This window comes from Pseudomonas sp. ML2-2023-3 (genome assembly GCF_037055275.1).
In the GTDB taxonomy this organism is placed as follows: Bacteria; Pseudomonadota; Gammaproteobacteria; order Pseudomonadales; family Pseudomonadaceae; genus Aquipseudomonas.
On sequence record NZ_CP146343.1, the window covers coordinates 836,051 to 860,699 of the forward strand.

General features: G+C 59.1%; 26 protein-coding genes. 16 read left to right on the forward strand and 10 right to left on the reverse strand.

All coding sequences use genetic code 11. The annotated features are described in order from the left end of the window. Positions 1–4: 4 nt before the first annotated feature. The gene (gene pyrE / locus V6P94_RS03815; RefSeq protein WP_133075063.1) at positions 5–646 is read right to left on the reverse strand and encodes an orotate phosphoribosyltransferase; all 642 of its coding nucleotides are present in this window, start codon (positions 644–646) and stop codon (positions 5–7) included. Positions 647–728: 82 nt separating this feature from the next. Between pyrE and V6P94_RS03820 the strand changes: the two genes are divergently transcribed. After that, positions 729–1,508: an exodeoxyribonuclease III gene (locus tag V6P94_RS03820; RefSeq protein ID WP_003437806.1), complete on the forward strand. Its 780-nt coding sequence runs from the start codon at positions 729–731 to the stop codon at positions 1,506–1,508. A gap of 79 nt (positions 1,509–1,587) precedes the next feature. Here the strand turns inward: V6P94_RS03820 and V6P94_RS03825 are convergent, their stop codons facing one another. Together V6P94_RS03825 and rph are read right to left on the reverse strand one after the other, a co-directional pair. Further along, positions 1,588–1,956: a DUF4870 domain-containing protein gene (locus V6P94_RS03825; protein WP_019828196.1), complete on the reverse strand. Its 369-nt coding sequence runs from the start codon at positions 1,954–1,956 to the stop codon at positions 1,588–1,590. A gap of 49 nt (positions 1,957–2,005) precedes the next feature. Next, the gene (rph, locus tag V6P94_RS03830; protein ID WP_016782701.1) at positions 2,006–2,728 is read right to left on the reverse strand and encodes a ribonuclease PH; all 723 of its coding nucleotides are present in this window, start codon (positions 2,726–2,728) and stop codon (positions 2,006–2,008) included. A 195-nt stretch (positions 2,729–2,923) separates the two neighbouring features. Between rph and V6P94_RS03835 the strand changes: the two genes are divergently transcribed. From V6P94_RS03835 to V6P94_RS03860, 6 genes are all read left to right on the forward strand, one after another. Further along, positions 2,924–3,787, forward strand: a complete 864-nt coding sequence (locus V6P94_RS03835) for a YicC/YloC family endoribonuclease (protein WP_133075064.1) — start codon at positions 2,924–2,926, stop codon at positions 3,785–3,787. Positions 3,788–3,800: 13 nt separating this feature from the next. Then, entirely contained in the window at positions 3,801–4,421 is a 621-nt protein-coding gene (gmk, locus tag V6P94_RS03840; RefSeq protein WP_019828193.1) for a guanylate kinase, read from the forward strand. 168 nt (positions 4,422–4,589) lie between these two features. Continuing rightward, the gene (gene rpoZ / locus V6P94_RS03845; protein WP_016782707.1) at positions 4,590–4,853 is read left to right on the forward strand and encodes a DNA-directed RNA polymerase subunit omega; all 264 of its coding nucleotides are present in this window, start codon (positions 4,590–4,592) and stop codon (positions 4,851–4,853) included. A gap of 60 nt (positions 4,854–4,913) precedes the next feature. Continuing rightward, positions 4,914–7,019 carry a bifunctional GTP diphosphokinase/guanosine-3',5'-bis pyrophosphate 3'-pyrophosphohydrolase gene (gene spoT / locus V6P94_RS03850; RefSeq protein WP_133075066.1) on the forward strand — a complete coding sequence of 702 codons (2,106 nt, stop codon included), beginning with the start codon at positions 4,914–4,916 and terminating at the stop codon, positions 7,017–7,019. Between the two features lie 24 nt (positions 7,020–7,043). Beyond that, positions 7,044–7,424 (forward strand): RidA family protein, encoded by a 381-nt coding sequence (locus V6P94_RS03855; RefSeq protein ID WP_016782709.1) that lies wholly within the window; start codon positions 7,044–7,046, stop codon positions 7,422–7,424. Positions 7,425–7,491: 67 nt separating this feature from the next. Continuing rightward, positions 7,492–8,241: a hypothetical protein gene (locus V6P94_RS03860; RefSeq protein WP_326398732.1), complete on the forward strand. Its 750-nt coding sequence runs from the start codon at positions 7,492–7,494 to the stop codon at positions 8,239–8,241. 116 nt (positions 8,242–8,357) lie between these two features. Here the strand turns inward: V6P94_RS03860 and V6P94_RS03865 are convergent, their stop codons facing one another. Next, positions 8,358–9,215 (reverse strand): SDR family oxidoreductase, encoded by an 858-nt coding sequence (locus V6P94_RS03865; RefSeq protein ID WP_133075068.1) that lies wholly within the window; start codon positions 9,213–9,215, stop codon positions 8,358–8,360. Between the two features lie 189 nt (positions 9,216–9,404). On the opposite strand from V6P94_RS03865, the gene exbB reads away from it, so the two are divergent. The 6 genes from exbB to V6P94_RS03895 all read left to right on the forward strand — a co-directional run bounded on the left by exbB (position 9,405) and on the right by V6P94_RS03895 (position 16,199). Then, positions 9,405–10,385: a tonB-system energizer ExbB gene (gene exbB / locus V6P94_RS03870; RefSeq protein ID WP_133075069.1), complete on the forward strand. Its 981-nt coding sequence runs from the start codon at positions 9,405–9,407 to the stop codon at positions 10,383–10,385. 6 nt (positions 10,386–10,391) lie between these two features. Beyond that, the gene (gene exbD, locus V6P94_RS03875) at positions 10,392–10,817 is read left to right on the forward strand and encodes a TonB system transport protein ExbD (protein WP_019828186.1); all 426 of its coding nucleotides are present in this window, start codon (positions 10,392–10,394) and stop codon (positions 10,815–10,817) included. Beyond that, positions 10,814–11,560: an energy transducer TonB gene (locus V6P94_RS03880; protein ID WP_048361365.1), complete on the forward strand. Its 747-nt coding sequence runs from the start codon at positions 10,814–10,816 to the stop codon at positions 11,558–11,560. The genes exbD and V6P94_RS03880 overlap by 4 nt, the downstream gene beginning before the upstream one ends. Positions 11,561–11,720: 160 nt before the next feature. Next, entirely contained in the window at positions 11,721–12,641 is a 921-nt protein-coding gene (locus tag V6P94_RS03885; RefSeq protein WP_133075070.1) for a hydrogen peroxide-inducible genes activator, read from the forward strand. Between the two features lie 8 nt (positions 12,642–12,649). Continuing rightward, complete coding sequence (recG, locus tag V6P94_RS03890; RefSeq protein WP_133075071.1) at positions 12,650–14,725, forward strand: ATP-dependent DNA helicase RecG; 2,076 nt, start codon at positions 12,650–12,652, stop codon at positions 14,723–14,725. A 79-nt stretch (positions 14,726–14,804) separates the two neighbouring features. Further along, complete coding sequence (locus V6P94_RS03895) at positions 14,805–16,199, forward strand: HDOD domain-containing protein (RefSeq protein WP_133075072.1); 1,395 nt, start codon at positions 14,805–14,807, stop codon at positions 16,197–16,199. 181 nt (positions 16,200–16,380) lie between these two features. Here the strand turns inward: V6P94_RS03895 and V6P94_RS03900 are convergent, their stop codons facing one another. The 4 genes from V6P94_RS03900 to V6P94_RS03915 all read right to left on the reverse strand — a co-directional run bounded on the left by V6P94_RS03900 (position 16,381) and on the right by V6P94_RS03915 (position 18,772). Continuing rightward, the gene (locus V6P94_RS03900) at positions 16,381–16,761 is read right to left on the reverse strand and encodes a helicase (protein ID WP_133075073.1); all 381 of its coding nucleotides are present in this window, start codon (positions 16,759–16,761) and stop codon (positions 16,381–16,383) included. Positions 16,762–16,951: 190 nt separating this feature from the next. After that, the gene (locus V6P94_RS03905; RefSeq protein WP_016782719.1) at positions 16,952–17,227 is read right to left on the reverse strand and encodes an HU family DNA-binding protein; all 276 of its coding nucleotides are present in this window, start codon (positions 17,225–17,227) and stop codon (positions 16,952–16,954) included. A 189-nt stretch (positions 17,228–17,416) separates the two neighbouring features. Further along, positions 17,417–18,565 (reverse strand): NAD(P)/FAD-dependent oxidoreductase, encoded by a 1,149-nt coding sequence (locus tag V6P94_RS03910; protein ID WP_133075074.1) that lies wholly within the window; start codon positions 18,563–18,565, stop codon positions 17,417–17,419. Positions 18,566–18,604: 39 nt separating this feature from the next. Further along, the gene (locus tag V6P94_RS03915; RefSeq protein WP_003437744.1) at positions 18,605–18,772 is read right to left on the reverse strand and encodes a rubredoxin; all 168 of its coding nucleotides are present in this window, start codon (positions 18,770–18,772) and stop codon (positions 18,605–18,607) included. A gap of 203 nt (positions 18,773–18,975) precedes the next feature. Here V6P94_RS03915 and V6P94_RS03920 point away from each other — a divergent pair, with 203 nt between their 5' ends. Then, the gene (locus tag V6P94_RS03920) at positions 18,976–19,539 is read left to right on the forward strand and encodes a chorismate lyase (RefSeq protein WP_133075075.1); all 564 of its coding nucleotides are present in this window, start codon (positions 18,976–18,978) and stop codon (positions 19,537–19,539) included. Then, the gene (ubiA, locus tag V6P94_RS03925; RefSeq protein WP_133075076.1) at positions 19,539–20,429 is read left to right on the forward strand and encodes a 4-hydroxybenzoate octaprenyltransferase; all 891 of its coding nucleotides are present in this window, start codon (positions 19,539–19,541) and stop codon (positions 20,427–20,429) included. Before V6P94_RS03920 ends, ubiA begins: the two co-directional genes overlap by 1 nt. 151 nt (positions 20,430–20,580) lie before the next feature. On the opposite strand, the gene V6P94_RS03930 is transcribed toward ubiA, so the two are convergent. Both V6P94_RS03930 and V6P94_RS03935 read right to left on the reverse strand, forming a co-directional pair. Then, positions 20,581–22,962, reverse strand: coding sequence for a penicillin acylase family protein (locus V6P94_RS03930; RefSeq protein WP_133075077.1), 2,382 nt, complete (start codon positions 22,960–22,962; stop codon positions 20,581–20,583). A gap of 40 nt (positions 22,963–23,002) precedes the next feature. Next, a complete protein-coding gene (locus V6P94_RS03935; RefSeq protein WP_133075078.1) occupies positions 23,003–23,587 on the reverse strand; it encodes a DUF6436 domain-containing protein in 585 nt (194 codons plus the stop codon). 108 nt (positions 23,588–23,695) lie between these two features. Here V6P94_RS03935 and V6P94_RS03940 point away from each other — a divergent pair, with 108 nt between their 5' ends. Continuing rightward, entirely contained in the window at positions 23,696–24,637 is a 942-nt protein-coding gene (locus V6P94_RS03940; RefSeq protein ID WP_133075079.1) for an alpha/beta hydrolase, read from the forward strand. The last annotated feature ends 12 nt before the right edge of the window (positions 24,638–24,649 follow it).

Sequence of the window (24,649 nt, forward strand, 5' to 3'; positions counted from 1 at the left end):
GGGGTTAAATCCCGTACTGCGCCCGGTACGCTTCAACAGCTGGCAGGTACTGCTTGAGCGTTTCGTCTTCGGCCAGGAACTGCAGAACCTGGTTCAACGAAACGATGCTGATCACCGGAATGCCGAAGTCGCGCTCGACTTCCTGGATGGCCGACAGCTCGCCATTGCCGCGCTCCTGGCGGTTCAAGGCAATCATCACGCCTGCTGCCTTGGCGCCTTGGGCCTGAATGATCTGCATGACTTCACGGATGGCGGTGCCGGCCGTGATCACGTCGTCGATGATCAGGATATCGCCTTCGAGCGGCGAGCCAACCAGGCTGCCACCTTCGCCGTGGGCCTTGGCTTCCTTGCGGTTGAAGCACCACGGCATGTCGCGGTCGTGGTGCTCGGCCAGTGCTACGGCCGTGGTCGCAGCCAAGGGAATACCCTTGTAGGCCGGGCCAAAGAGCACATCGAAGGAAATGCCGCTGTCAACGATGGCAGCCGCATAGAAGCGCCCCAGTTGAGCCAGCGCAGAACCTGTATTGAACAGGCCGGCATTGAAGAAGTAAGGACTGGTACGCCCCGACTTCAGGGTGAACTCACCGAAGCGCAGGACGCCGCGATCGATGGCAAAACGGATGAAGTCGCGCTGATACGCTTGCATGAAAAAAGCCCCAGATACCACGGATTTAGCTAATTAGTAAGACCGCGTGTATCATACACGCACGTGATTTTTGGGGCCATTTATGCGGATCATCAGTGTGAACGTCAATGGTATTCAGACGGCAGTCGAGCGCGGTTTGCTCAGTTGGCTGCAAGCTCAGAATGCCGACGTTATCTGCCTGCAGGACACCCGCGCCTCCGCCTTTGAACTGGACGATCCAGCTTACCAGCTCGATGGCTACTTTCTTTATGCCTGCGAAGCTGAAGTCCCTGCCCAAGGCGGTGTGGCTTTGTATTCGCGGTTGCAACCGAAAGCAGTCATCACTGGGCTTGGCTTCGAGACGGCCGATCGCTACGGGCGCTACCTGCAAGCCGATTTCGATAAGGTCAGCATCGCGACCTTGTTGCTCCCTTCGGGGCAGAATGGCGATGAAGACTTGAACCAGAAGTTCAAGCTAATGGACGACTTTGCGCGCTACCTTGATAAGCAGCGTCGCAAGCGTCGTGAGTACATCTACTGCGGCTCGTTGTATGTGGCGCAGCAGAAGCTCGACATTAAAAACTGGCGTGACAGCCAGCAATCGCCTGGTTTCCTGGCGCCTGAACGGGCCTGGATGGATGAGATTGTCGGCAACATGGGCTATGTCGATGCCCTGCGCGAAGTCAGTCGTGAGGGCGATCAGTACAGCTGGTGGCCGGACAACGAACAAGCCGAGATGCTTAATCTGGGCTGGCGTTTCGACTACCAGTTGCTGACACCAGGCTTGCGTCGCTTTGTACGAAGCGCTCGCTTGCCGCGTCAGCCACGGTTTTCGCAACATGCGCCATTGATCGTGGACTACGACTGGACACTGACTATCTAAGTGTTTGTCGCCGTCATAAAAAATGCCCGTATCGAAAGATACGGGCATTTTTTTGTGCGCAACCCACAAGGTAAATATGTTACTTCAATGGGCGCCAGGTGAAGGGGTAGCGGTACACCACCCCGTCATTGGCCTTCACGCCTGCGATCACCACCAGCACCACGGCACCGATCAGCACCAGGCCGAGCAAGGCGAAGCCGACCAGTATGAACATCAGCACGTAGCAAATGGCAGACGCAATCGCCACGGTGATCTGAAAGTTCAGTGCTTCCTTGCCCTGGTCGTCGATAAAGGGATCGCTTTCACGCTTGAGCTGCCACAGGATCAGTGGGCCGATCAGGCTGCCAAACGGAAACCACATCCCGAGAAACGCCGAAAAGTGACAAAACATGGCCCATTTACGAGCGTCGCGGCTCGGTTGGGGTTTTGAAAGGTCCAGCTCACTCATAGCGTTCTCCGGTGGGTCGTTTGAAGGCTTTGACAATCAATCCGGCTGTTTAGTCCGCCAATGCCGCTTGCTGCAGGGCGAAAATTTCATTCATGCCTTTTTGAGCCAGTGCGAGCATGGCGTTCAGCTCTTCAGGCTGGAACGGCGCGCCTTCTGCAGTGCCCTGAACTTCGATGAAGCCACCGCTGCTGGTCATCACAACGTTGAGATCGGTTTCGGCTGCCGAGTCTTCAGGGTAGTCCAGGTCAAGGACCGGTACGCCCTGGTACATGCCGACCGATACCGCTGCGATCATTTGCTTGATAGGGTCGCCGCCTTTGAGGCCGCCACGCTTTTTGATGATTTTCAGTGCGTCTACCAGTGCAACCATGGCGCCAGTGATGGACGCGGTGCGGGTGCCGCCATCTGCCTGGATCACGTCGCAGTCGACGTACAGCGTGATATCGCCCAGCTTGGACATATCCAGCGCTGCGCGCAGGGAACGACCGATCAGGCGCTGGATTTCCAGGGTGCGCCCGCCTTGCTTGCCGCGGCTGGCTTCGCGTTGGTTACGGTCGCCGGTGGCGCGTGGCAGCATGCCGTATTCGGCAGTCAACCAGCCCTGGCCCTGGCCTTTAAGGAAGCGCGGTACGCCGTTCTCGACGCTGACGGTGCAGATGACTTTGGTGTCACCGAACTCGACCAGTACAGAACCCTCTGCGTGTTTGGTGTAGTTGCGGGTGATGCGGATCGGACGGAGCTGATCGGCAACGCGACCACTTGGACGTTTCATGTGGGATACCTGTACGGGACGGAAAACTGCCGAACATTATAAAGGAAAGGCTATGGCGGTGCAGGACGCGTCGGCTTGTCATCAGGTTGAACGTATTTACGACCGACGTCATTTGGGGCCACCGGCTGCACTGCGTTACAATCGGCGGTCTTAATTGCCGTCAGGCTTAATTCATTGAATCGCGAGGTACCGTCCATGGTGCATAGCATGACCGCCTTTGCCCGCGTCGAAAGCGCCGGCACTCAGGGCACCCTGAGTTGGGAGCTGCGCTCGGTCAACAGCCGCTACCTGGAGCCGCACCTGCGACTGCCTGAATCTTTCCGTGACCTCGAAGGTGCGGTGCGTGAAGCGCTGCGTCAGGGGATTTCCCGGGGAAAGCTGGAATGCACATTGCGTTTCACCGAAGAAACCACTGGCAAGCCGCTGCAGGTCGACCGTGAACGTGCCGCGCAACTGGTGGCCGCAGCCGAGACCATTGCCAGCCTGATCAAGCAGCCAGCACCGCTCAATCCACTGGAAGTGCTGGCCTGGCCCGGCGTTCTGGTGGCGGATGCAAGCGACCCGCAAGCTTTGAATACCCAGGCCCTTGCATTGTTCAAGCAAGGCCTTCAAGAACTCAAGAACGGCCGCGAGCGCGAAGGCGCGGAGCTGGCCCGTTTGATCAGCGAGCGTTTGACGGCGATTGAAGGCGACGTCGAAACCTTGCGTGAGCTGGTGCCACAGATGCTCGCCACCCAGCGCCAAAAGGTGCTCGATCGTTTTGCCGATATGAAGGCTGAGCTTGATCCGCAGCGTCTTGAGCAAGAAATGGTCATGCTGGCGCAAAAAAGCGACGTGGCCGAAGAGCTGGACCGCCTGAGCACTCACATTCTTGAAGTGCGGCGTGTGCTCAAGTCGGGTGGTGCTGCGGGTCGCCGTCTGGACTTCCTGATGCAAGAACTGAATCGCGAGGCCAATACCCTGGGCTCCAAGGCATTCGATCCACGCAGCACTCAAGCAGCGGTCAACCTCAAGGTGTTGATCGAGCAGATGCGTGAACAAGTACAGAATATTGAGTAAGGCATCCCCTGACATGAACCACAGCACTGGCACCCTTTATATCGTTTCTGCCCCTTCTGGCGCAGGCAAGACCAGCCTGGTCAAAGCGTTGATCGACGTTGAGCCGCAGATCCGGGTTTCGGTTTCGCACACGACCCGCGCCATGCGCCCAGGTGAAGTGAATGGCGTGAACTATCATTTCGTCGAGCGCGAAGAGTTCGTGAAAATGATCGAACACGGTGACTTCCTGGAGCGCGCCGAGGTCTTCGGCAACCTTTACGGCACCTCGCAAAGCCATTTGCAGCAGACACTGGATGAAGGTCACGACCTGATTCTGGAAATCGACTGGCAGGGTGCGGAGCAGGTCCGCAAGTTGATGCCGCAGGCGCGTTCGATCTTTATCCTGCCGCCAAGCCAGGAAGCCCTGCGTCAGCGTCTGGACAACCGCGGCCAGGACAGCGACGAAATCATTGATGGCCGGATGCGCGAAGCCGTGAGTGAAATGAGCCACTATGTCGACTATGACTATCTGATCATCAATGACGATTTTGCTCTGGCACTCGAGGACCTGAAGGCCATTTTTCGCGCCAATCGGCTCCAGCAAAAACGTCAACAGCAGCGTTTTGGCAAATTACTGGCCGAACTGCTCGGTTAAACAGCACTTCCCAAAACCCCTGTAAGGGCTTTACATTGGCGCTTACAGAGGTTTTTGGGACAGTGGCCGAAAAATCAGCGCTTCCCTAATGGCTGGTGATTTTTTAAACTGTTCAGTCCGCTCGCCCATCCGGGCAGCGCGCATATTGCATTTGCTACGAGGAAGACCATGGCCCGCGTAACCGTTGAAGACTGTCTAGAACACGTGGATAACCGCTTTGAGCTGGTCATGCTCTCTACCAAGCGTGCCCGTCAACTGGCCACCGGCGGTAAAGAGCCACTGGTGCAGTGGGAAAACGACAAGCCTACCGTTGTTGCCCTGCGTGAAATCGCAGAAGGCCTGATGAGCTACGAGTTTATCGCCAACGCTGAAATCGTCGAAGACGAACCGCTGTTCGCAGCGTTCGAGGACGAGTCCAACGAGGCGAACTAAGCCTATGCCCGGTCGACGTAGCACGGCGAAGGGTAAAAAGTTTTGGCAGGAGGTTTCCTCATGCCGAGCATAGACGCCCTCGCCGATCGCTTGTCGGCGTACCTCGGCCCGGACCAGGTCAATCTGGTCCGCCGGGCGTACTTCTACGCAGAACAAGCCCACGACGGCCAACGCCGACGTAGCGGCGAGCCTTATGTCACGCACCCGCTGGCAGTGGCAAACATCCTTGCCGACATGCATATGGACCATCAAAGCCTGATGGCGGCCATGCTGCATGACGTAATTGAAGACACCGGTATTGCCAAGGAAGCGCTTGTCGCGCAGTTCGGCGAAACCGTGGCCGATCTGGTCGATGGAGTCAGCAAGCTGACTCAGATGAACTTCGAAACCAAGGCCGAAGCCCAGGCTGAAAACTTCCAGAAGATGGCCATGGCCATGGCGCGCGATATCCGCGTGATCCTGGTTAAGCTGGCCGATCGTCTGCACAACATGCGTACCCTCGAAGTGCTGTCCGGCGAAAAACGCCGACGGATTGCCAAGGAAACCCTGGAAATCTACGCGCCCATTGCCAATCGGCTGGGTATGCACAGCATTCGTATCGAATTCGAAGACCTCGGTTTCAAGGCGATGTACCCGATGCGCTCCGCGCGCATTTATCAGGCGGTAAAGCGCGCCCGGGGCAATCGCAAGGAAATCGTCAACAAAATTGAAGAGTCGCTCAGCCACTGCCTGGCCATCGATGGCATTCAGGGCGAAGTCAGCGGCCGTCAAAAACACATCTACGGCATCTACAAGAAGATGCGCGGCAAGCGCCGGGCCTTCAACGAGATCATGGATGTTTACGCGTTCCGGATCATCGTAGACAAGGTCGATACCTGCTACCGCGTGCTGGGTGCTGTACATAATTTGTACAAACCCCTGCCGGGGCGTTTCAAGGACTACATCGCCATTCCCAAGGCCAACGGCTATCAGTCGTTGCATACCACGCTGTTTGGCATGCATGGCGTACCGATCGAAATTCAGATCCGTACCCGTGAAATGGAAGAAATGGCCAACAACGGTATCGCTGCCCACTGGTTGTACAAATCCAGTGGCGACGAGCAGCACACGGGCACTCACGCCCGGGCGCGGCAGTGGGTCAAGGGCGTGCTGGAAATGCAGCAGCGCGCAGGCAACTCCCTCGAATTTATCGAAAGCGTGAAGATCGACCTGTTCCCGGACGAGGTCTACGTGTTCACGCCCAAAGGCCGGATCATGGAGCTGCCCAAAGGCTCCACAGCGGTCGATTTTGCTTACGCGGTTCACACCGATGTCGGCAACAGCTGCATTGCGTGCCGGATCAACCGTCGTCTCGCGCCGCTGTCCGAGCCGCTGCAAAGTGGCTCCACGGTCGAAATCGTCAGTGCTCCCGGTGCCCGTCCCAACCCGGCCTGGCTCAATTTTGTGGTGACTGGCAAGGCGCGTACGCACATTCGTCATGCTCTCAAACTGCAACGCCGCTCCGAGTCGGTCAATCTGGGCGAGCGCTTGCTGAACAAGGTGCTTAACGGCTTCAACAGCTCGCTGGACAAGATTGCGGCCGAGCGCGTTCAGGCGATGCTCCAGGAATACCGCCTGGAGCAAATCGAAGACCTGCTCGAAGACATCGGGCTGGGCAATCGCATGGCCTACGTGGTGGCCCGGCGTCTGCTGGGCGAAGGCGAGGCGCTGCCGAGCCCTGAAGGTCCGCTGGCGATTCGCGGTACAGAAGGTTTGGTGCTCAGCTACGCCAAATGCTGTACGCCGATCCCGGGGGATCCGATTGTTGGCCATCTGTCGGCAGGCAAAGGCATGGTTGTGCACCTGGACAACTGCCGCAATATCAGTGAAATCCGCCACAACCCCGAAAAGTGCATCCAGCTGTCGTGGGCCAAGGACGTTACCGGCGAATTCAACGTCGAATTGCGCGTCGAGCTGGAACACCAGCGCGGCCTGATTGCGCTGCTGGCCAGTAGCGTCAACGCCGCCGACGGCAACATCGAAAAGATCAGCATGGACGAACGCGATGGTCGCATCAGCGTGGTCCAACTGGTGGTCAGCGTGCACGACCGTGTGCACCTGGCTCGCGTGATCAAAAAACTGCGCGCCCTTACCGGGGTTATCCGCATCACTCGTATGCGTGCGTAGCCATCTAATTACAAGGAGTCACCCATGTCCAAGACTGTTATCACCAGCGACAAGGCACCTGCTGCAATCGGTACTTACTCTCAGGCGATCAAAGCTGGCAATACTGTCTACATGTCCGGTCAAATCCCGCTGGACCCAAAAACCATGGAACTGGTTGAAGGTTTTGAAGCCCAGACCATTCAGGTATTCGAAAACCTGAAGTCGGTAGCTGAAGCCGCTGGTGGTTCGTTCAAGGACATCGTCAAGCTGAACATCTTCCTGACTGACCTGAGCCATTTCGCCAAGGTCAACGAGATCATGGGCACATACTTCGAACAGCCTTACCCGGCCCGCGCCGCCATCGGTGTTGCCGCCCTGCCAAAGGGTTCGCAGGTAGAGATGGACGCTATTCTGGTAATCGAGTAACACCCTCGGCGCAGCGTTTTCATGCTGCGCCACCCCCCGCTCTTCCTTGTTTCAAAAGGACCCCGCCATGCGCAAAGCGCTCGTGTTGTCACTGCTCACTTTTGTTTTGGGTGGTTGTGCCAGCGTACCCGCCCACCGCGACATCAGTGGTGTCTGGATCAATCAGGCCGCGATCGACGCAGCTGCCAATGGTGGCAACTTGCGCGAAGCCCTGCTGGCCTATGGGCCGAACCTGGAATGGGACATCGACGTCAAAAACGCCACCGCTCACTACACCAACGGCTTTGAGTCAGTGGAAGGCAAACTGCTGCCTGCCGATGATGGCATGTGGCAAGTCAGCTTGTATGGCAGTGAATCCACCGGCTTGAGCCTGGAAGGAGAAACGCTGATCCAGGCCGAGACGGAAGCAGAGCCGCGCCAGCCTTTTGTGCGCTCACAGGTCAACGTTGCAAGCGACGCGCCACTGGGTACGAGTTTTGAGGCGGCGCTCAACTCCGCTTATATGGGCGGGCAGTGGCGTGTCGTCAGTGGTGTGGGCCAGGGCAACCCTGTGACGTTTTCAGCGAACGGTCAGGTCAAGGGCCTGCCCAATATCCAGCGTTACGTGTTGTGCCTGGCGGGCGATTGCGCCTCGATGAGCGGCGAGTACGACAGCCTCTGGTTGCAGCAGGGTGAGTTGGGAGCGGCGCACATTTTTGTCCGCGATGGCCGCAAACTGGAAATCTTCCAGGCGCTGGATGCTTCTGCTCCGGATGACATGCCCCAGTTTTACCCGGGCAAGCGCGAGTGGTTGTTAGAGAAGCTGTTGCCCAATTAAATGCTGTGTGGGAGCGGGCTTGCTCGCGATCCAGTCGGCGCGGTCTGCCAAGCAAATGGCGGCGATATCATCGCGAGCAAGCCCGCTCCCACAAAGAACCCAGCCAACATCAAGCCTCAGTCCTTCTCCCCCAGAATCTCGGCATACCCCTCGCGAAAGCTTGAGTAGCGCGGCTCCCAGCCCAGCGCCTTGGCGCGTGCGTTGCTGCAACGCTTGCTGCCTGCCCGGCGGACGCTTGTCTCGGCAGCCCATTCAGTCACGCCCAGGCGCTCGCGCAGCCAGCTCACTACCTCGGCCAATGGCACCGGCGCGTTGTCGACACCGATGTAGCAGTCATCCAGGGCTTTACCCTGGCGGTCTGCCTCAAGCAAAAAGGCCAGAAGCCCGCCTGCGTCATCGGCATGGATACGGTTGCCATACATCGGCGGGTCGGTGGGCACGCGATAACCTTTGCGCACCTGCCCCAGCATCCATTCACGGCCAGGCCCGTAGATCCCGGTCAGGCGCACGACGCTGGCCGCGATACCGCTGCTGATCGCCACCTGCTCAGCCTCGAGCATGATCCGCCCCGAGTAGGCTGTTGCCTGGGCTGGGGACGTTTCGTCCACCCACTCCCCATCCTTTTGGGCAAAAACGCTGCTGCTGGACACAAACAACAGGCGCTTTGGCCGCTGGCCGTTCTGCTCAAGCCAGCCCAAGGTGTTTTTCAATCCGTCGACATAGGCCGCCTGATAACCCGCCTCGTCATGATCGGTCGCAGCCGCGCTGTACACCAGATAGTCGATCTGGCCGGTTGGCCAGTGCGCCGGGCATTGCTCACTGAACAAGTCGCCCGCTACCCCGATGACACCCGCAGGCAAACGGTCGATGGAGCGTCGCAGGCCATACACCTGCCAGTCATCACCGAGCAACTGAGTGGCCAGGCGGCTGCCGATATCACCGCATCCGGCGATCAATACAGAAGCTTTTGGCATCGCAAAATTCCTAATGAAAAGTTACAAAACGACGTGATTTGACACGACCTAAGTCGTGACTTTCGAAAAAAACAGATGCTATTGCTTTTGTTAACAAGAATTACTTGCAATAATAACGCATCATTTTGCCCTTGGTCTTACACCGCGTTGTAGGGCATTACCTCATTACTTTCCTCAGGTCCGGCTAGCATGACACGCAATCATCCCACCGCTTCGCCAACCCAGCCTTTGAGCCCAACACGCGTCTGGCGTGGGGTTGCGGCGCTGATGTTCAGCTTGATGTTGGCACCTGTCGCGGCCTTTGCCGACGAGCCTGCTGCCCCTGCCGTTCAGGCTGCTACTGCAGCTGCTGCCCCTGCACCTGTCGCTACCCCGGGTGCGACTGATCCTACACTGGTTGAGGGCGCTGTTGCCCCGGCCGATGACGCGCCGCAAATTGTTGCCGAAGAAGAAAACAGCCTGGGCATGGCCCATGATCTGTCGCCTTGGGGCATGTACAAGAACGCGGACATCGTCGTCAAAATCGTGATGATCGGTCTGGCTATCGCTTCGATCATCACCTGGACCATCTGGATTGCCAAAGGCTTTGAAGTGCTGGGCGCCAAGCGTCGTCTGCGCGTTGAAATCGCCAACCTGAAAAAAGCCCGCACCCTTAAAGAAGCCAGCGACACTGCGGCCAAGGAAGGCACGCTGGCCCACCTGCTGGTCCAGGACGCCCTTGAAGAAATGCGCCTGTCGGCCAATAGCCGCGAAAAAGAAGGCATCAAGGAGCGTGTGAGCTTCCGTCTTGAGCGTCTGGTAGCCGCGTGCGGTCGTAACATGAGCAGCGGCACGGGCGTACTTGCCACCATTGGTTCCACTGCACCGTTCGTAGGTCTGTTCGGTACGGTATGGGGCATCATGAACAGCTTCATCGGTATCGCCAAAACCCAGACCACCAACCTGGCCGTTGTTGCGCCGGGTATTGCCGAAGCCCTGCTGGCCACGGCACTGGGTCTGGTTGCCGCGATCCCTGCCGTAGTGATTTACAACGTTTTCGCCCGCTCCATCACCGGCTACAAAGCCCAGGTGGCTGATGCGTCTGCTGAAGTGTTGCTGTTGGTTAGCCGTGACCTCGATCACCTGCCGCCTGAGCGTAGCTCGCAACCGCACATGGTGAAAGTGGGGTAATCGGCCATGGGCCTGCATTTAAAAGAAGGCGATGACGATCTCGCCGAGAACCATGAAATTAACGTCACCCCTTTTATCGACGTGATGCTGGTACTGCTGATCATCTTCATGGTGGCAGCACCGCTGGCCACTGTGGATATCAAGGTTGACCTGCCCGCTTCGACGGCCAAACCGGCGCCTCGCCCCGAGAAACCCGTGTTCCTCAGCGTCAAGGCTGACCAGCGGCTGTATCTGGGCGAAGAACCGGTCACGGTTGAAGCGTTGGGCCCGACCCTGGATGCCAGGACCCACAACAACAAAGACACGACGATCTTCTTCCAGGCCGACAAGGGCGTGGACTACGGTGACTTGATGAGCGTGATGGATGCTTTGCGCGCAGCCGGTTACTTGAAGGTGGGTCTGGTCGGACTTGAGACGGCAGCCAAGAAATGACCATAGCGCGCCAAAAGATGACGCGTTACGCAACCAGCCTGGCCGTGGTATTGGGTGTCCATGCAGTGGCAGTGATTCTTGCCCTGCAATGGTCCAGCCCGCGCGCGATCGAACTTCCGCCGCAAGCGATGATGGTTGATCTGGCACCACTGCCGGCACCGCCTCCTCCTGCGCCGCCAAAAGTGGTGACACCGCCACAACCGCCGGCGCCAGTGGAAGAGTTGCCGATACCCAAGCTGGCCGAAGCGCCCAAGCCGAAGATTTCTGTACCCAAGCCGGTCAAGCCCAAGCAAAAGCCTCAGCCGCCCAAGCCTGTGGAAAAACCGGACCCGGTCAAAGAGAAACCTTCAGAAGAGAAACCCAGCGACGCGACGCCGACCAAGAACACCAGCGAGAAATCCGCTGCACCGGCCCCGGGGCCGTCTGCGCAACAACTGGCGGCCAAAGCCAGTTGGGAAGGCACCTTGCTCAGTCACTTGGGCAAGTACAAGAAGTACCCGCCTGCTGCGCAATCCCGTGGCAAGGAAGGCCTGAACCGTCTGCGCTTCGTGGTGGATGCTGAAGGCAAGGTACTGTCCTACGAGTTGGTAGGGCGTTCCGGCAATGCTGATCTGGACAGGGCGACCCTGGAAATGATTCGCCGGGCACAGCCATTGCCCAAGCCGCCGCCCGAGATGCTGACCAATGGCAGCATCGAGATCGTGGCACCCTTCGTTTATTCCATCGATAAACGTCGGCGATAACACCGCAAAGGGCACCTCAGGGTGCCCTTTGTGCATCTGCGAGCAAGATAAATCAGCCCTGCCTTTGATTAGCGACTGTAGCTCTTGGGGCAATGTCTGATAACGTGCGTCTATCGATTGCAGCCGCTATGCTTGGCCCGCAACCACAGGGACGCACGCTATGACGCTTACAGAATTACGCTACATCGTTACCCTCGCCCAAGAGCAACATTTCGGCCACGCTGCCGAACGTTGCCACGTCAGCCAGCCGACCCTGTCGGTGGGTGTGAAAAAACTGGAAGACGAACTCGGTGTGCTGATTTTTGAGCGCAGCAAAAGTGCGGTACGCGTAACCCCGGTGGGTGAAAGTATCGTGGCTCAGGCACAAAAAGTGCTGGAGCAGGCGCAAGGTATTCGCGAGTTGGCACAGGCGGGCAAAAACCAGCTGACGGCCCCGCTCAAGGTCGGCGCGATCTACACCGTGGGCCCGTACCTGTTCCCGCACCTGATTCCACAACTGCACCGGGTTGCCCCGCAGATGCCGTTGTATATCGAAGAAAACTTCACCCACGTCCTGCGCGACAAGCTGCGTAACGGTGAGCTGGACGCGATCATCATTGCGCTGCCGTTTCAGGAAGCCGACGTGCTGACCTTGCCGCTGTACGACGAGCCGTTTTACGTGCTGATGCCCAGTGAGCACCCGTGGACCAAAAAAGAGACCATCGACGCCAGCCTGCTGAACGACAAGAGCCTGCTGTTGCTGGGCGAAGGTCACTGTTTCCGCGATCAGGTCCTGGAAGCGTGCCCGACCGTGGCCAAAGGCAATGATGGCGCCATGCACACGACGGTTGAGTCCAGCTCGCTGGAAACCATCCGCCACATGGTCGCGTCCGGCCTGGGTATCTCGATTCTTCCGTTGTCGGCCGTCGACAGTCATCACTACGCACCCGGTATCCTGGCTGTGCGCCCGTTGACCCCGCCGGTGCCGTTCCGAACCGTCGCCATTGCCTGGCGCGCCAGCTTCCCGCGGCCCAAGGCAATTGAAATCCTCGCCGACTCGATCCGCCTGTGCTCGGTGGCCAAGCCGCCTGCTGAGAAGTAATTACGCCGATGACCGAGTTGTCGAAAGTGTCGGTCACTGCGCTCAAGGGCGTGGGCGAGGCCATGGCCGAGAAACTGGCCAAGGTCGGACTGGAAAACGTCCAGGACGTGCTGTTCCATTTGCCGCTGCGCTATCAGGACCGGACCCGCGTGGTGCCGATTGGCGCCTTGCGCCCCGGTCAGGATGCGGTGGTTGAAGGACGGGTTATCGGTGCCGATGTGGTCATGGGCAAGCGCCGCAGCTTGCTGGTGCGCATCAACGATGGCACTGGCGGCCTGAGCCTGCGCTTCTATCACTTCAGCAATGCGCAAAAGGAAAGCCTCAAGCGCGGCACTGAAGTGCGCTGCTACGGCGAGGCCCGGCCAGGAGCCTCGGGGCTGGAAATCTACCACCCCGAATACCGCGCCATTACCGGTGACGAACCGCCGCCCGTCGATACCACCCTGACGCCGATTTATCCCACCACCGAAGGCCTGACCCAGCAGCGCCTGCGCCAGTTAAGCCAGCAAAGCCTGGCCATGCTTGGCCCGAGCAGCCTGCCCGACTGGTTGCCGCCGGAACTGGCCAAGGACTATCAACTGGCCCCACTCGACCAGGCCATTCGTTATCTGCATCAGCCGCCCGCCGATGCCGATGTTGAAGAACTTGCCCTGGGCCATCACTGGGCGCAGCACCGCCTGGCCTTTGAAGAGCTGTTGACTCATCAACTGTCCCAGCAGCGCTTGCGCGAGAGCCTGCGCTCCCAGCAGGCGCCCGCACTGCCCAAGGCCACAAAACTGCCGGTGCAGTTTCTTGCCAATCTGGGCTTCCCGCCGACGGGAGCCCAGGCTCGGGTCGGCAACGAAATTGCCTATGACCTCAGTCAGCCCGAACCCATGCTGCGCCTGATTCAGGGCGACGTAGGCTCCGGCAAGACGGTGGTTGCGGCGATGGCGGCATTGCAGGCGCTTGAGGCGGGATATCAGGTGGCATTGATGGCACCGACTGAAATCCTTGCCGAGCAGCACTTCATCAACTTCAAACGCTGGCTGGAGCCTCTTGGGCTGGAGGTCGCGTGGCTGGCCGGCAAGCTCAAAGGCAAGGCTCGCGTGACGGCGATGGAGCAAATCGCCAGTGGCGTGCCCATGGTCGTGGGTACCCATGCGTTGTTTCAGGACCATGTGCAGTTCCACAATCTGGCGCTGGTCATCATCGACGAACAGCACCGCTTTGGCGTGCAGCAACGTCTGGCCCTGCGCAACAAGGGCGTGGGTGGTGTGATGTGTCCGCACCAGTTGATCATGACCGCTACCCCTATTCCGCGCACTCTGGCCATGAGCGCTTACGCCGACCTCGACACCTCGATTCTCGACGAACTGCCCCCTGGTCGAACCCCGGTCAACACCGTACTGGTGGTCGACACGCGACGCATCGAAGTGATTGAGCGAGTGCGTGCCGCCTGCGCTCAGGGGCGACAGGCCTATTGGGTCTGCACCTTGATCGAAGAATCCGAAGAGATGACCTGTCAGGCCGCTGAAACCACCTTTGAAGACCTTTCCAGTGCCTTGGGAGAGTTGCGCGTGGGTCTGATCCACGGGCGCATGAAAGCGGCTGAAAAAGCGGCTGTCATGGCCCAGTTCAAGGCCGGTGAACTGCAGTTGCTGGTGGCGACCACGGTCATTGAAGTGGGCGTCGACGTGCCCAATGCCAGCCTGATGATCATCGAAAACCCTGAGCGGCTGGGTCTGTCACAACTTCACCAACTGCGTGGGCGTGTAGGCCGTGGCAGCGCCGCGAGCCATTGCGTGCTGCTGTATCACCCGCCGCTGTCGCAAATTGGCCGCCAGCGTCTGGGCATCATGCGCGAGACCAACGACGGCTTTGTGATCGCCGAAAAAGACCTGGAACTGCGCGGCCCTGGAGAAATGCTGGGCACCCGCCAGACTGGCCTTTTGCAATTCAAGGTTGCCGACCTGATGCGCGATGCCGACCTGCTGCCCGCCGTACGGGAGGCCGCTCAGGCATTGATTGAGCGCTGGCCTGGGCATGTCAGCCCCTTGCTGGATCGGTGGCTGCGTCACGGCCAGCAATACGGACAGGTTTAAAACACTATTCAGTAAATGGTCCGGCTGCCGATCTAGTAACGGCTTATCAAATTTGAGTTGTACAGAACGGAAGCAGACCATGACTGAAGTTGCCAGCGCCCCTGCCGTTGCGAGTACGCCGTCTGTTATCGGGCGCTTGCTCGGTGACTTGGCTATCGCCTATCGCGAAGTCCCTGACCACCCGGCGCTCGATCCCGCGCGCAAGGTCCAGGCTGTACTGCTCGATGACGCGGTCGGCATCCTCATGGTGCTGTTCACGCAGAGCCATTTGCTGGATCTGAACCGTCTGGCTGACTTGATCGGGCGCCGCATGACCGCCGTTGCCCCCGATCGCCTGCAGGCCATGCTCGACAAACATGGCCTGAGCCTGTTGCCAGGGCTGCCAGCGCTGATCAACTCGCCCTGCCTGTACGAAGAGCAATTGCTGCAACAACCCACACTGCTGATTAGCGCAGGTGAGCCGGGGCGGTTGCTGGAAATCACTCGGGAAGATTTCAAATACCTGCTCAAAAATGCCAGCGTCGGTCGCTTTGGCGAGCCCCTGAGTGCGATCAAACTTGATTACACAGGGGACGATGGCGAGGCCATCACCCGAGCCGTTCAGGCATTCACGGCACGCCGGATTCAGCAGCGGCTCGAAGCGACCATCGAGTTGCCACCGTTGGCTGAGAGCGTGCGCAGAATGATGCGGCTGCGTTCCGATCCCGATGTCACCATCGATGAGATCACCAGTGTTGTTGAAACCGACCCGGCACTCGCGGCACAAGTCATGAGCTGGGCGTCGTCGTCGTACTACGCATCACAAAGCAAGATTCGCTCGGTCGAAGACGCCATTGTGCGAGTGCTGGGGGTCGACCTGGTGATCAACCTGGCGCTCAGCCTGTCGTTGGGCAAAAGTCTGAGCCTGCCCAAGGACAATCCGCAATCGAGCACACCCTACTGGCAACAATCGATCTATACCGCAGCGGTGATTGAAGGGCTGACCCGCGCCATGCCTCGGGAACTGCGTCCTGAAGTCGGCATGACTTACCTGGGCGGGCTGTTGCACAACTTTGGTTACTTGCTGTTGGCCTATGTGTTTCCGCCGCATTTTTCGCTGATTTGCCGTCATCTCGAGGTTAACCCGCATGTCAGCCATAGCCTGATTGAACAGCATTTGCTGGGCATCAGCCGTGAGCAAATGGGGGCCTGGTTGATGCGATTTTGGGGCATGCCTGAGGAGCTGGCGATTGCGGTGCGCTTTCAACATGATCCGGCCTACATCGGTACCGATGCCCACTATCCGAATCTGGTGTGCGTAGCGCTGGGGTTACTGCAAAACCGCGGAATTGGGCATGGTGCGTGTGCGCCGCTGCCAGATGCGTTGTTTGAGCGTCTGGGGGTATCGCGGGACAAGGCCGAAGCGGTCGTCAGCAAAGTACTGGAGGCTGAAGTGTTGCTGCGTGAAATGGCAGCGCAGTTCGGTCAGGCCTGAAGCCCGGTCTGCACCATTTCAGTAGCCGCTGAGGAGCGAAGCGAGGCTGCGATCGGCTGCGAAGCAGTCGTAAAGCCAACCTTCACTATTTGTCAGGAAAATCGCGTACTCAGGTTTTGCGATCGCTGCGCAATCGATCGCAGCCTCGCGGAGCTCGTCAGCGGCTACAAATATCCGAGACCTACGCCTTCGTCTTCTTACGCGGCTTGAGGTATTTGGTCAGGCCCTGGAACCAGATCACCAGCGCCGGGTTGCCCTTGATCTGAATCGACTTGTCCTGAATCCCGGTCATGAACGCCAGTTGCTTGTTCTTCGCTTGCAGCGTGGCGAAGCCGTAGGCGGCATCCTTAAAGGCGATGGCAAACGCAGGCTCGGGGTACAGGCCGCCGTGGCTGGTGATGCGCTGGTTTTTGACCTTGAAGTGACGGGCCACTTTGCCATCGAGGGTTTGCAGCTGGAACACCAGATCCTTATCAGCCAGCTGTTGCTGGAAAGCAGGATTCTTACGGCTGGCTCTGCCCATTAGAAAGCCAAGCATCCAGAGCAGAAAACGAAATTTCATGTACGCGGCCTCGGGGGAATAAAAAATGGCCGGCGCAGTGTAACGATTTGAGCGAAGAACGCCACATGTCTGCATGGATGGGCGTAGATGGGGTAGGTTTTGCCACTTATGGCCGCATAATCGACCCGAATACAGTCAAGAATGGGCCGCCAGGATCGCCAGCTTGCCCATTCTTCATGTCGCCAAGGGCTTAAGGGTTAACGCTGTCCTTGAGGAACTTGCCCGGCTTGAACGCTACCGTGTTGCTGGCCTTGATGGTGACCGGCTGACCGGTTTGCGGGTTTTGTCCGGTACGGGCACCGCGATGACGCTGAATAAAGGTACCAAAGCCGACCAGCGTGACGCTGTCTTTGCGATGCAGGGCCTGGGTGATTTCTTCCAGCACTGCATTGAGTACGCGGTTGGCTTGTTCTTTGGTGAGGTCGGCCTTTTCAGCAATAGCGGCGGCGAGATCTGGTTTACGCATGATGAAGCCTCATTGACGGTTTTTTGTTGTTATGTCCGTGCTGCTCTCTATGGAGCAGCGCCCAAGGCGCCGCAGGCTCTAAACTGCGGCAGACCGGTGTGAGAATGGCATGCGGTCAAGGCCGGCGCCAGCCTCTGCACAGGCTTTGTTGAGTCAAGGCAGTGCCATATCCGACAGAGTGCACCGTGTTTACGCCAAAAGTGCAGGCAGCTCTTTGTTCAGTGCGAGTTTTTCGCGAACGGCTTCGCCGGTCAGGGCATAGCCGAGCAATTTGCCATCGGCATCGCGGCACAGCGCCTTGATATCGGCGCCCTGACCTTCCACGGTCCACACGCCGTCACGGCCGCGCGGCACAGGTGATACCACCAGCGGGCAAACCGGGGTCTTAACGGTAATGGGCATAGCGCCATAACTGACCGTCGTCGGGTTGCCTGCCAGCGTTTGCGCCAGTGCACGGGCGCAGCTCATGAGCGGCATCACGTACAACAGATTCAAGCCATCGACCTCGGCACAGTCACCCAGTGCGTAGATGTTGGGGTGGGATGTTTGAAGCTGGCGATCGACTTCGACCCCGCGATTGACCTTGATCCCGGCTGCGGCCGCCATATCGATGCGTGGGCGCAAACCGATGGCTGACACAACGACATCACACTGGACTACGCTGCCATCCGACAAATGCGCGTCGAGCCCGGCATCGGTGCGTTGCAGTCGAGTCAACACCGGCCCCAGATGAAAGCGTGCACCCAGGCTCTCTAGGCCTGACTGGACCGCAGCCGCGGCAGCGGGATGCAGCAGGGTTGGCATCACTTGCTCACAGGGCGCGACCAGATCGACCTCATAGCCCCCTGCGATCAGGTCATTGGCAAACTCACAGCCGATCAAGCCAGCCCCCAGGATCAGTACCCGGCGCTTGCCTGCCGCCGCGGCCCTAAAGCGCGCGTAATCTTCAAGATCATTGATCGGGAAAATGGCGTCCTGGGCATCGCCCTCTACCGGCACCTGCACCGTTTGTGCGCCCCACGCCAGGATCAGGTCGCGATAGGGCACGGCTTCTTCGCCAATCCACAATTGCTTGTGGCCCGGGTCGATCCCGCTGATGCGAGTGTGGGTGCGCACCTGGGCCTTGAGTTGTTCGGCCATCGCCTGGGGCGTTGCCATGCTCAGGCCATCGGCTTCCTTGTTCTTGCCAAAGCCGGTAGACAGCATGGGCTTGGAGTAGGAGCGCCCGTCATCGGCCGTGATCAGCAGCAGTGGGGTTTCGCTGTCCAGCTTGCGAAACTCGCGGGCCAGGTTATAGCCAGCCAGCCCGGTGCCAACGATCACGACAGGTGCGTTCATTCCAATCTCCAAAAGTGAATCAGGTTTTAAAAGGGTCGATCAGTTGATTTCAATCATCTCGAAATCCATTTTGCCGACGCCGCAGTCCGGGCACAGCCAGTCTTCAGGTACGTCTTGCCACAGGGTGCCCGGGGCGATGCCATCGTCCGGCCAGCCGTCGGCTTCGTTATAAATCAGTCCACATACAATGCATTGCCACTTTTTCATCGGGGTACTTCCTAGAGGTTCAGGCTTGGACGAGACCACAGACTTATCAACAACCGCCGAGTTGCTCGTCAAATTCAGGGCGTTTTGTACTGATGACCACAGGCAGATGCAAGCACCAATACTGCCAAAAGGCCCAAGGCCGCTCAATCAGGGACCGGCGTGATAAGCTCGCCGACCTCAATGGCTGCCAATTATGACCCACTGTGCCGCACATAACTTCTGCGCTTGTCTCCCCCGTCTGGCTTGAGCAAGGCCAACTTCCTGCCCTGCCTGACGCACAAATGTTCGACTGGCTGTTTGATGAGGGTTCTCTGACCCGGCGTCTCACTGCGATTTCAGACGATTCCTTCAGCGTGCTTCCACTTTTTGAGGGCTGGCAGATGTTGCGCCCGGACGAATGTGCTGCACTTGAACTGCCCCAGGGCATTCAGGGCTGGGTGCGTGAAGTGTATTTGCGCGGGCACGGCCAGCCGTGGGTGTTTGCTCGCAGCGTGGCGGCCAAAAGCTCGCTGCAAGAGGGCGGCCTGAATATGGACGAGCTGGGCACCCGCTCATTGGGCGAGTTGCTGTTTAGCGATCAGGCCTTTGAGCGTGGGGCGCTGCAGGTGTGTCACTACCCGCGCCACTGGTTGCCACGGGTCGACCAGGTCGATCACCTGTGGGCCCGCCGCTCGCGCTTTGTTCGCGGGGCACTGAGTGTGCTGGTGGCCGAAGTGTTTTTACCCAAACTGTGGACCGCCCTCAGTGCCCGGTCGGAGAACAACTGATGTACATGCGCCTGCTCAAATCACTCAACCGGTTGAACCCTCGCGCCTGGGACTTCATCCAGCTGACCCGCATGGACAAGCCCATCGGCATCTACCTGTTGCTGTGGCCGACCCTGTGGGCACTGTGGGTTGCCGCCAAAGGTGTGCCCTCGCTAAGTAATCTGCTGATCTTTGTATTCGGCGTGATCCTGACGCGAGCGGGCGGCTGCGTGATCAACGACTTCGCCGATCGCAAGGTGGATGGTCACGTAAAAAGAACGGAACAACGGCCGATGGCCAGCGGAAAAATCAGCAGCAAAGAGGCGTTGGTGTTTTTTGCCCTGCTGATGGGGCTCAGCTTCCTGCTGGTGCTGTGCACCAATGCACCGACCATCTGGTTGTCATTCGGCGCGCTGGCACTGGCCGCGACCTACCCGTTCATGAAGCGCTATACCTACTACCCGCAAGTGGTACTGGGTGCTGCGTTCTCGTGGGGCATCCCGATGGCCTTCACCGCCGAAACCGGCAGTTTGCCTGCTGCGGCATGGTTGCTGTACATCGCCAACCTGCTGTGGACGGTGGGCTACGACACTTACTACGCCATGACCGACCGCGAAGACGACCTGAAAATCGGTGTCAAATCCACGGCGATCCTGTTTGGCGATGCTGATCGCGTGATTATCCTGAGCCTGCAGGGTCTGGCCCTGGGCTGTCTGCTGCTGGCAGGTTCGCACTTTGAACTGGGCGGCTGGTTCCACCTTGGGCTGTTGGGCGCGGCGGCGTGTTTTGTGTGGGAGTTCTGGTACACCCGCGACCGTGATCCGCAGCGCTGCTTTAAAGCTTTCCTGCATAACCACTGGGCAGGCTTGTCGATTTTTGTGGGGATCGTGCTGGATTACGCACTGCGCTAGCCAAAAGTGATGTGTAGCCGCTGAGGAGCGCAGCGACCGTAAATCCTCCATCCGGGTTTCCCTGAGACGGTGCAGTGTCCGGTTTTACGACGGCTACGCCGCCGAACGCAGCCTCGCTGCGCTCCTCAGCGGCTACAGAAAACTTCAACTCTCACCGCACCGGCATCAGCCGCAAGGTGCTGCGGGTGTTGAGCTGGATTTCGGCTTCGTCCATATGAGGCTTGTCGTAGTCGCCTTCGATGTAGGACTCGGCCTGATCACGGTAGTGTTTGTCGAAGGGCACGCCGCTTTGACCCACCGGGTTGATGGTCAGCCCGTGGGCCGGGTCGGCAAAGTCGATCAAGCGCCGCGTTGATGGGCCGTAGGTCACCGGCCACGGTGCGTTGCCGAGTTTGGCGCTGAGGTTGTTCGGCACTTCGTGACTGCCGGGAGCGGCGAAGGGACCGACGTTGAACAGCCAGTCCAGAGGCTTTTGTCGACCCAGCGGGTGCTCGTGGGTCAGGGTGTGGGCCCGGCCCCAGCGCCATTGTCCGGGGTCGTCGCCCAGGACGGCCTTCAAGTGGGCAATGCTGGCCTGCCAGGCCACTTTGACCGTGTCAGCGCGGCTCTCTTTTTGCGGTGTCGTGCGGTTGTCCCACCACGGCGAGTCCGGGCTTGCGGCCAGGCGTGGCAAGGCTGCATCAACCACTCGCGTCGTCAGCAGGGTGTCAAAAAAGGCGTCGCCCAATTTGTCGCGCATGGTGGCTTCAGTGAGGCTGTACAAGAACTGGTTGAACACGGTGGCGGCAATCGAATCGAGCGGGTAATCACCTGTCCATTGCGCCAGTTGTTCTACCAGTTTGCGCTCGGCTGGAACCGTGACGACTTCGCGCAGTACGGGCAACAGGGGTTTGAGCACACGCTGGCCGTAGTCTGTGGCGGTTCCCAGTTGCAGGGCCTGGCTGTTTTTGAGGTTCCACTTCACGCTGTTATCGCTGAGCTGGCGATTTAGCTGCTGGCCACGGTCCGCCAGGTTGTAGTAACCGGGAATCTCGATGCCAGCAGGGGATAACGGCTGGAAGTTGGCTGACACGATATAGCCTCGTGCCGGGTTTTCTTCCTGGGGGTTGGCGCTGAACGGGTAGAAACCGTCCTTGTCAGCCTGGTTGGTGCTGCCGTCCAGAATGAACGCCGGGTTGACCCCGGCCGGGCGCTTGGGTAATTGCGCCGCTGCCCACCAGCCGATATCGCCCTTGGCGTTGGCCCATAGCAGATTGAGTCCCGGCGCCTGAATAAAGGTTGCGGCCGTGCGCGCCTTGCTCAGGCTGTCGGCACGGTTGAGCTGATAGAAGCCTTCCAGGATCGGATTTTTCGTTTCCAGAAAACCCCACCACATCGCGATCGGCGTGTTGCCCGCCGTTGCGCCCAGCACGTCATTGATGATCGGCCCGTGGGGTGATTGGCGCAGTGTAAGCGTGACCGGTGCCTCGCCCTTGACGGCAATCTGCTGCTCGGTGCGGGTCATGTCGACCCACTGGCCGTGGTACCAGACCTGATTGGGATTGTCGGGGTTGGTCTTCTCGGCGATCAGGTCCAGATCGTCGTTCTGGAACATGGTCAGGCTCCAGCCGAAATCCCGGTTGTTGCCCAAAAAGGCGAACGGAACCAGGGCTTGATGGTAGCCGTACAGCTCAAAATCCGGTGCCGAAAGCTGTGCTTCGTACCACACAGAGGGTGTCGAAAAGCGGATGTGCGGGTCGCCAGCCAGCAGCGGTTTGCCACTTTGGGTGCGTTTGCCCGCCACCACCCATGCATTGCTGCCCTCGAACTGTGGCAAGCCTGTCTGGCTCAGGGCCTGATCGCTCAGTCGGGCCAGCGCTCCCAGGGTTTTCCAGTCGTTGGCCGCCAGTGCCGGGGCCAATACGCCCTGGGGTTGCCAGTCGAGGTCGAAGATTTTCAGGTAGTCGCTGCCCAGTTGATCGCGCACGTACGTCAGCAGCGGTTCGGTACGAAAGGCGGCGGCAAAACTGTAGGCCATGTAACCGGCAACGCTGATGGTGTCTTCGGCGGTAAAGGGCCGTGGCGTGATGCCCAGCAGGTCGAACTCCACGGGGTTTGGATTGTTGGCCTGGAACTGATTGATCCCGTCCAGATACGCCTGCAAGGCCAGAAAAGCCGGGGATTGAGGATCCAGCTCCGTCAGGTAACTGGCAGCCCGCTCGCGGATGCGCAGGCTGCGAAACAGTTTGTCAGTATCGACCAGCTTGGGCCCCAGCACCTCGGCCAGCTCACCCCGCGCCAGGCGACGCATGATTTCCATCTGAAACAGCCGGTCCTGGGCCTGCACATAGCCCAGGGCGCGATACAGGTCAGCCTGGTTGCCAGCCCGAATATGCGGCACCCCGCGCTCGTCATAACGCACCGTGACCGGCCCCTGCAGTGCAGCAAGCCCGACCTGGCCCTGGCGTGTCGGCAGTTTGCTTTGCACGTACCAGAACCCGCCCCCTGCGATGGACGCGACGACAAGAGCGATGAGGGTCAGGCTGCGTTTCATGGAACTACTCCTTGTTCTGCTCAAGTGCACCGGTACGCTATCAACGTGCGGCGTTATCAGCCTGCCACGGGCAATAGCAGCCCACGGCCATGGTGTGGGTGGCCTTGACTGGACGGCCTTCGCTCAGGGCTTGCAGGATGGGTTCGATAAAGCTGTTGCTGGCGTTGCAGGTGGCACCTTCGCTGTAGGGACCGAAGTAGGCGAGTTGGCCGCTGCGGTCCCAGATGGCCACGGCCGGGCTGGCGCCCAGGCGTTCGGCGCCGGGCAGGCTGGCCAAGGGCTTGATGGCGCCCAGGGTGGAGGGCAACTGACCTTGAGTGCCGGGCTTTTTCACTGAGTAGAACTCGACACCTTGCGGGACGTAATGGGCCAGCAGTTCACCGAGATGCTGCTGGTTGCCAACGTTACACGGGCAGGCCGGGTCCCAGAAATGCACCACGCGAATCGCACCCGGGCCGGACAGTTCGCCAGGCAGGCTCAGTACGTCGCCTGCAAATAGCGCGGTTTGATCGCTGAAAGCGCGAATGTAGCGGCCCTGGAACCAGTCGTAAGCGAGCCACAACCCCACTGCGCAGATCAGCGTCAGCAGGCAGGCCAACAGAGTTTTCAGCGTGGGCACCGGCATGCAAAAGCTCCTTGAAGGTCGCGTAGCTTGCCATGCCTGACCTGACAGATGAATATCGATGGTCTATAAAGCCTGTTTTGCGCCTGTGCGCCCTGTCTGGAAGCCCTTATGCCTGCCCCGTTTGCCCCCGATTCCTTGCGCGCCAGCTTGCAGCCGTTGGCCGCGGCTCAACCGTTATCGAGAGAGGGTCTGGCGTATCAGCACTTTTATGGGCTGGATTTTCCTCTGCGTCCGGCTGCGGTCAAACGCCAGTTGGGTCGCTTTAGCGCTGGCGGCTTCGAACTGGTCAGTCAGGTGTGGTGGCCCGACACCCCGCCTGTGGCGACCCTGTTTGTGATTCACGGTTTTTATGACCACATGGGGCTGTATCGGCATGTGATCGAGTGGGGATTGAACCGGGGGTTTGCCGTGATTGCCTGTGACCTGCCGGGGCATGGGCTGTCGAGTGGAGAGCGGGCCAGCATCGATGATTTCACGCAGTACCAGGCAGTCCTGCAAGGGTTGTTTATCGAGGCGCAATCGTTGCAATTACCCCAGCCTTGGCACCTGTGCGGGCAAAGCACGGGCGGGGCGATTGTCCTCGATCACTTGCTGAACCACGAGGAGCACAGCCCGGCTCAAGGGCAGGCCATTTTGCTCTCGCCACTGGTTCGCCCCAAAGGCTGGGGCTGGTCAAAGTTCAGTTATTACTTGCTGCGCCCTTTCGTCAAAGGGATTGCCCGGCGCTTTAGCGAGAACTCCAACGACCCGAATTTCCTGGCATTTCTGCAAGCCGATCCGCTGCAGCCGGTACGTTTGCCAACGGCGTGGGTGGGGGCACTGGCGCGCTGGATTCCGCGTATTGAAGGCGCATCACCGAGTGTGCGCCAGCCGTTGGTGATTCAGGGCGAAGCCGACAAGACGGTGGACTGGCAACATAACCTTGAGGTACTGAACGCGAGGTTCAAGCAGCCGCAGATACTGCTATTACCTGAAGCGCGCCACCATCTGGCGAATGAAACGGCAGAAATCCGCGCGAGGTATTTTGCGTTTCTGGATAAGTTCTTTTGAACTTGATAGTGA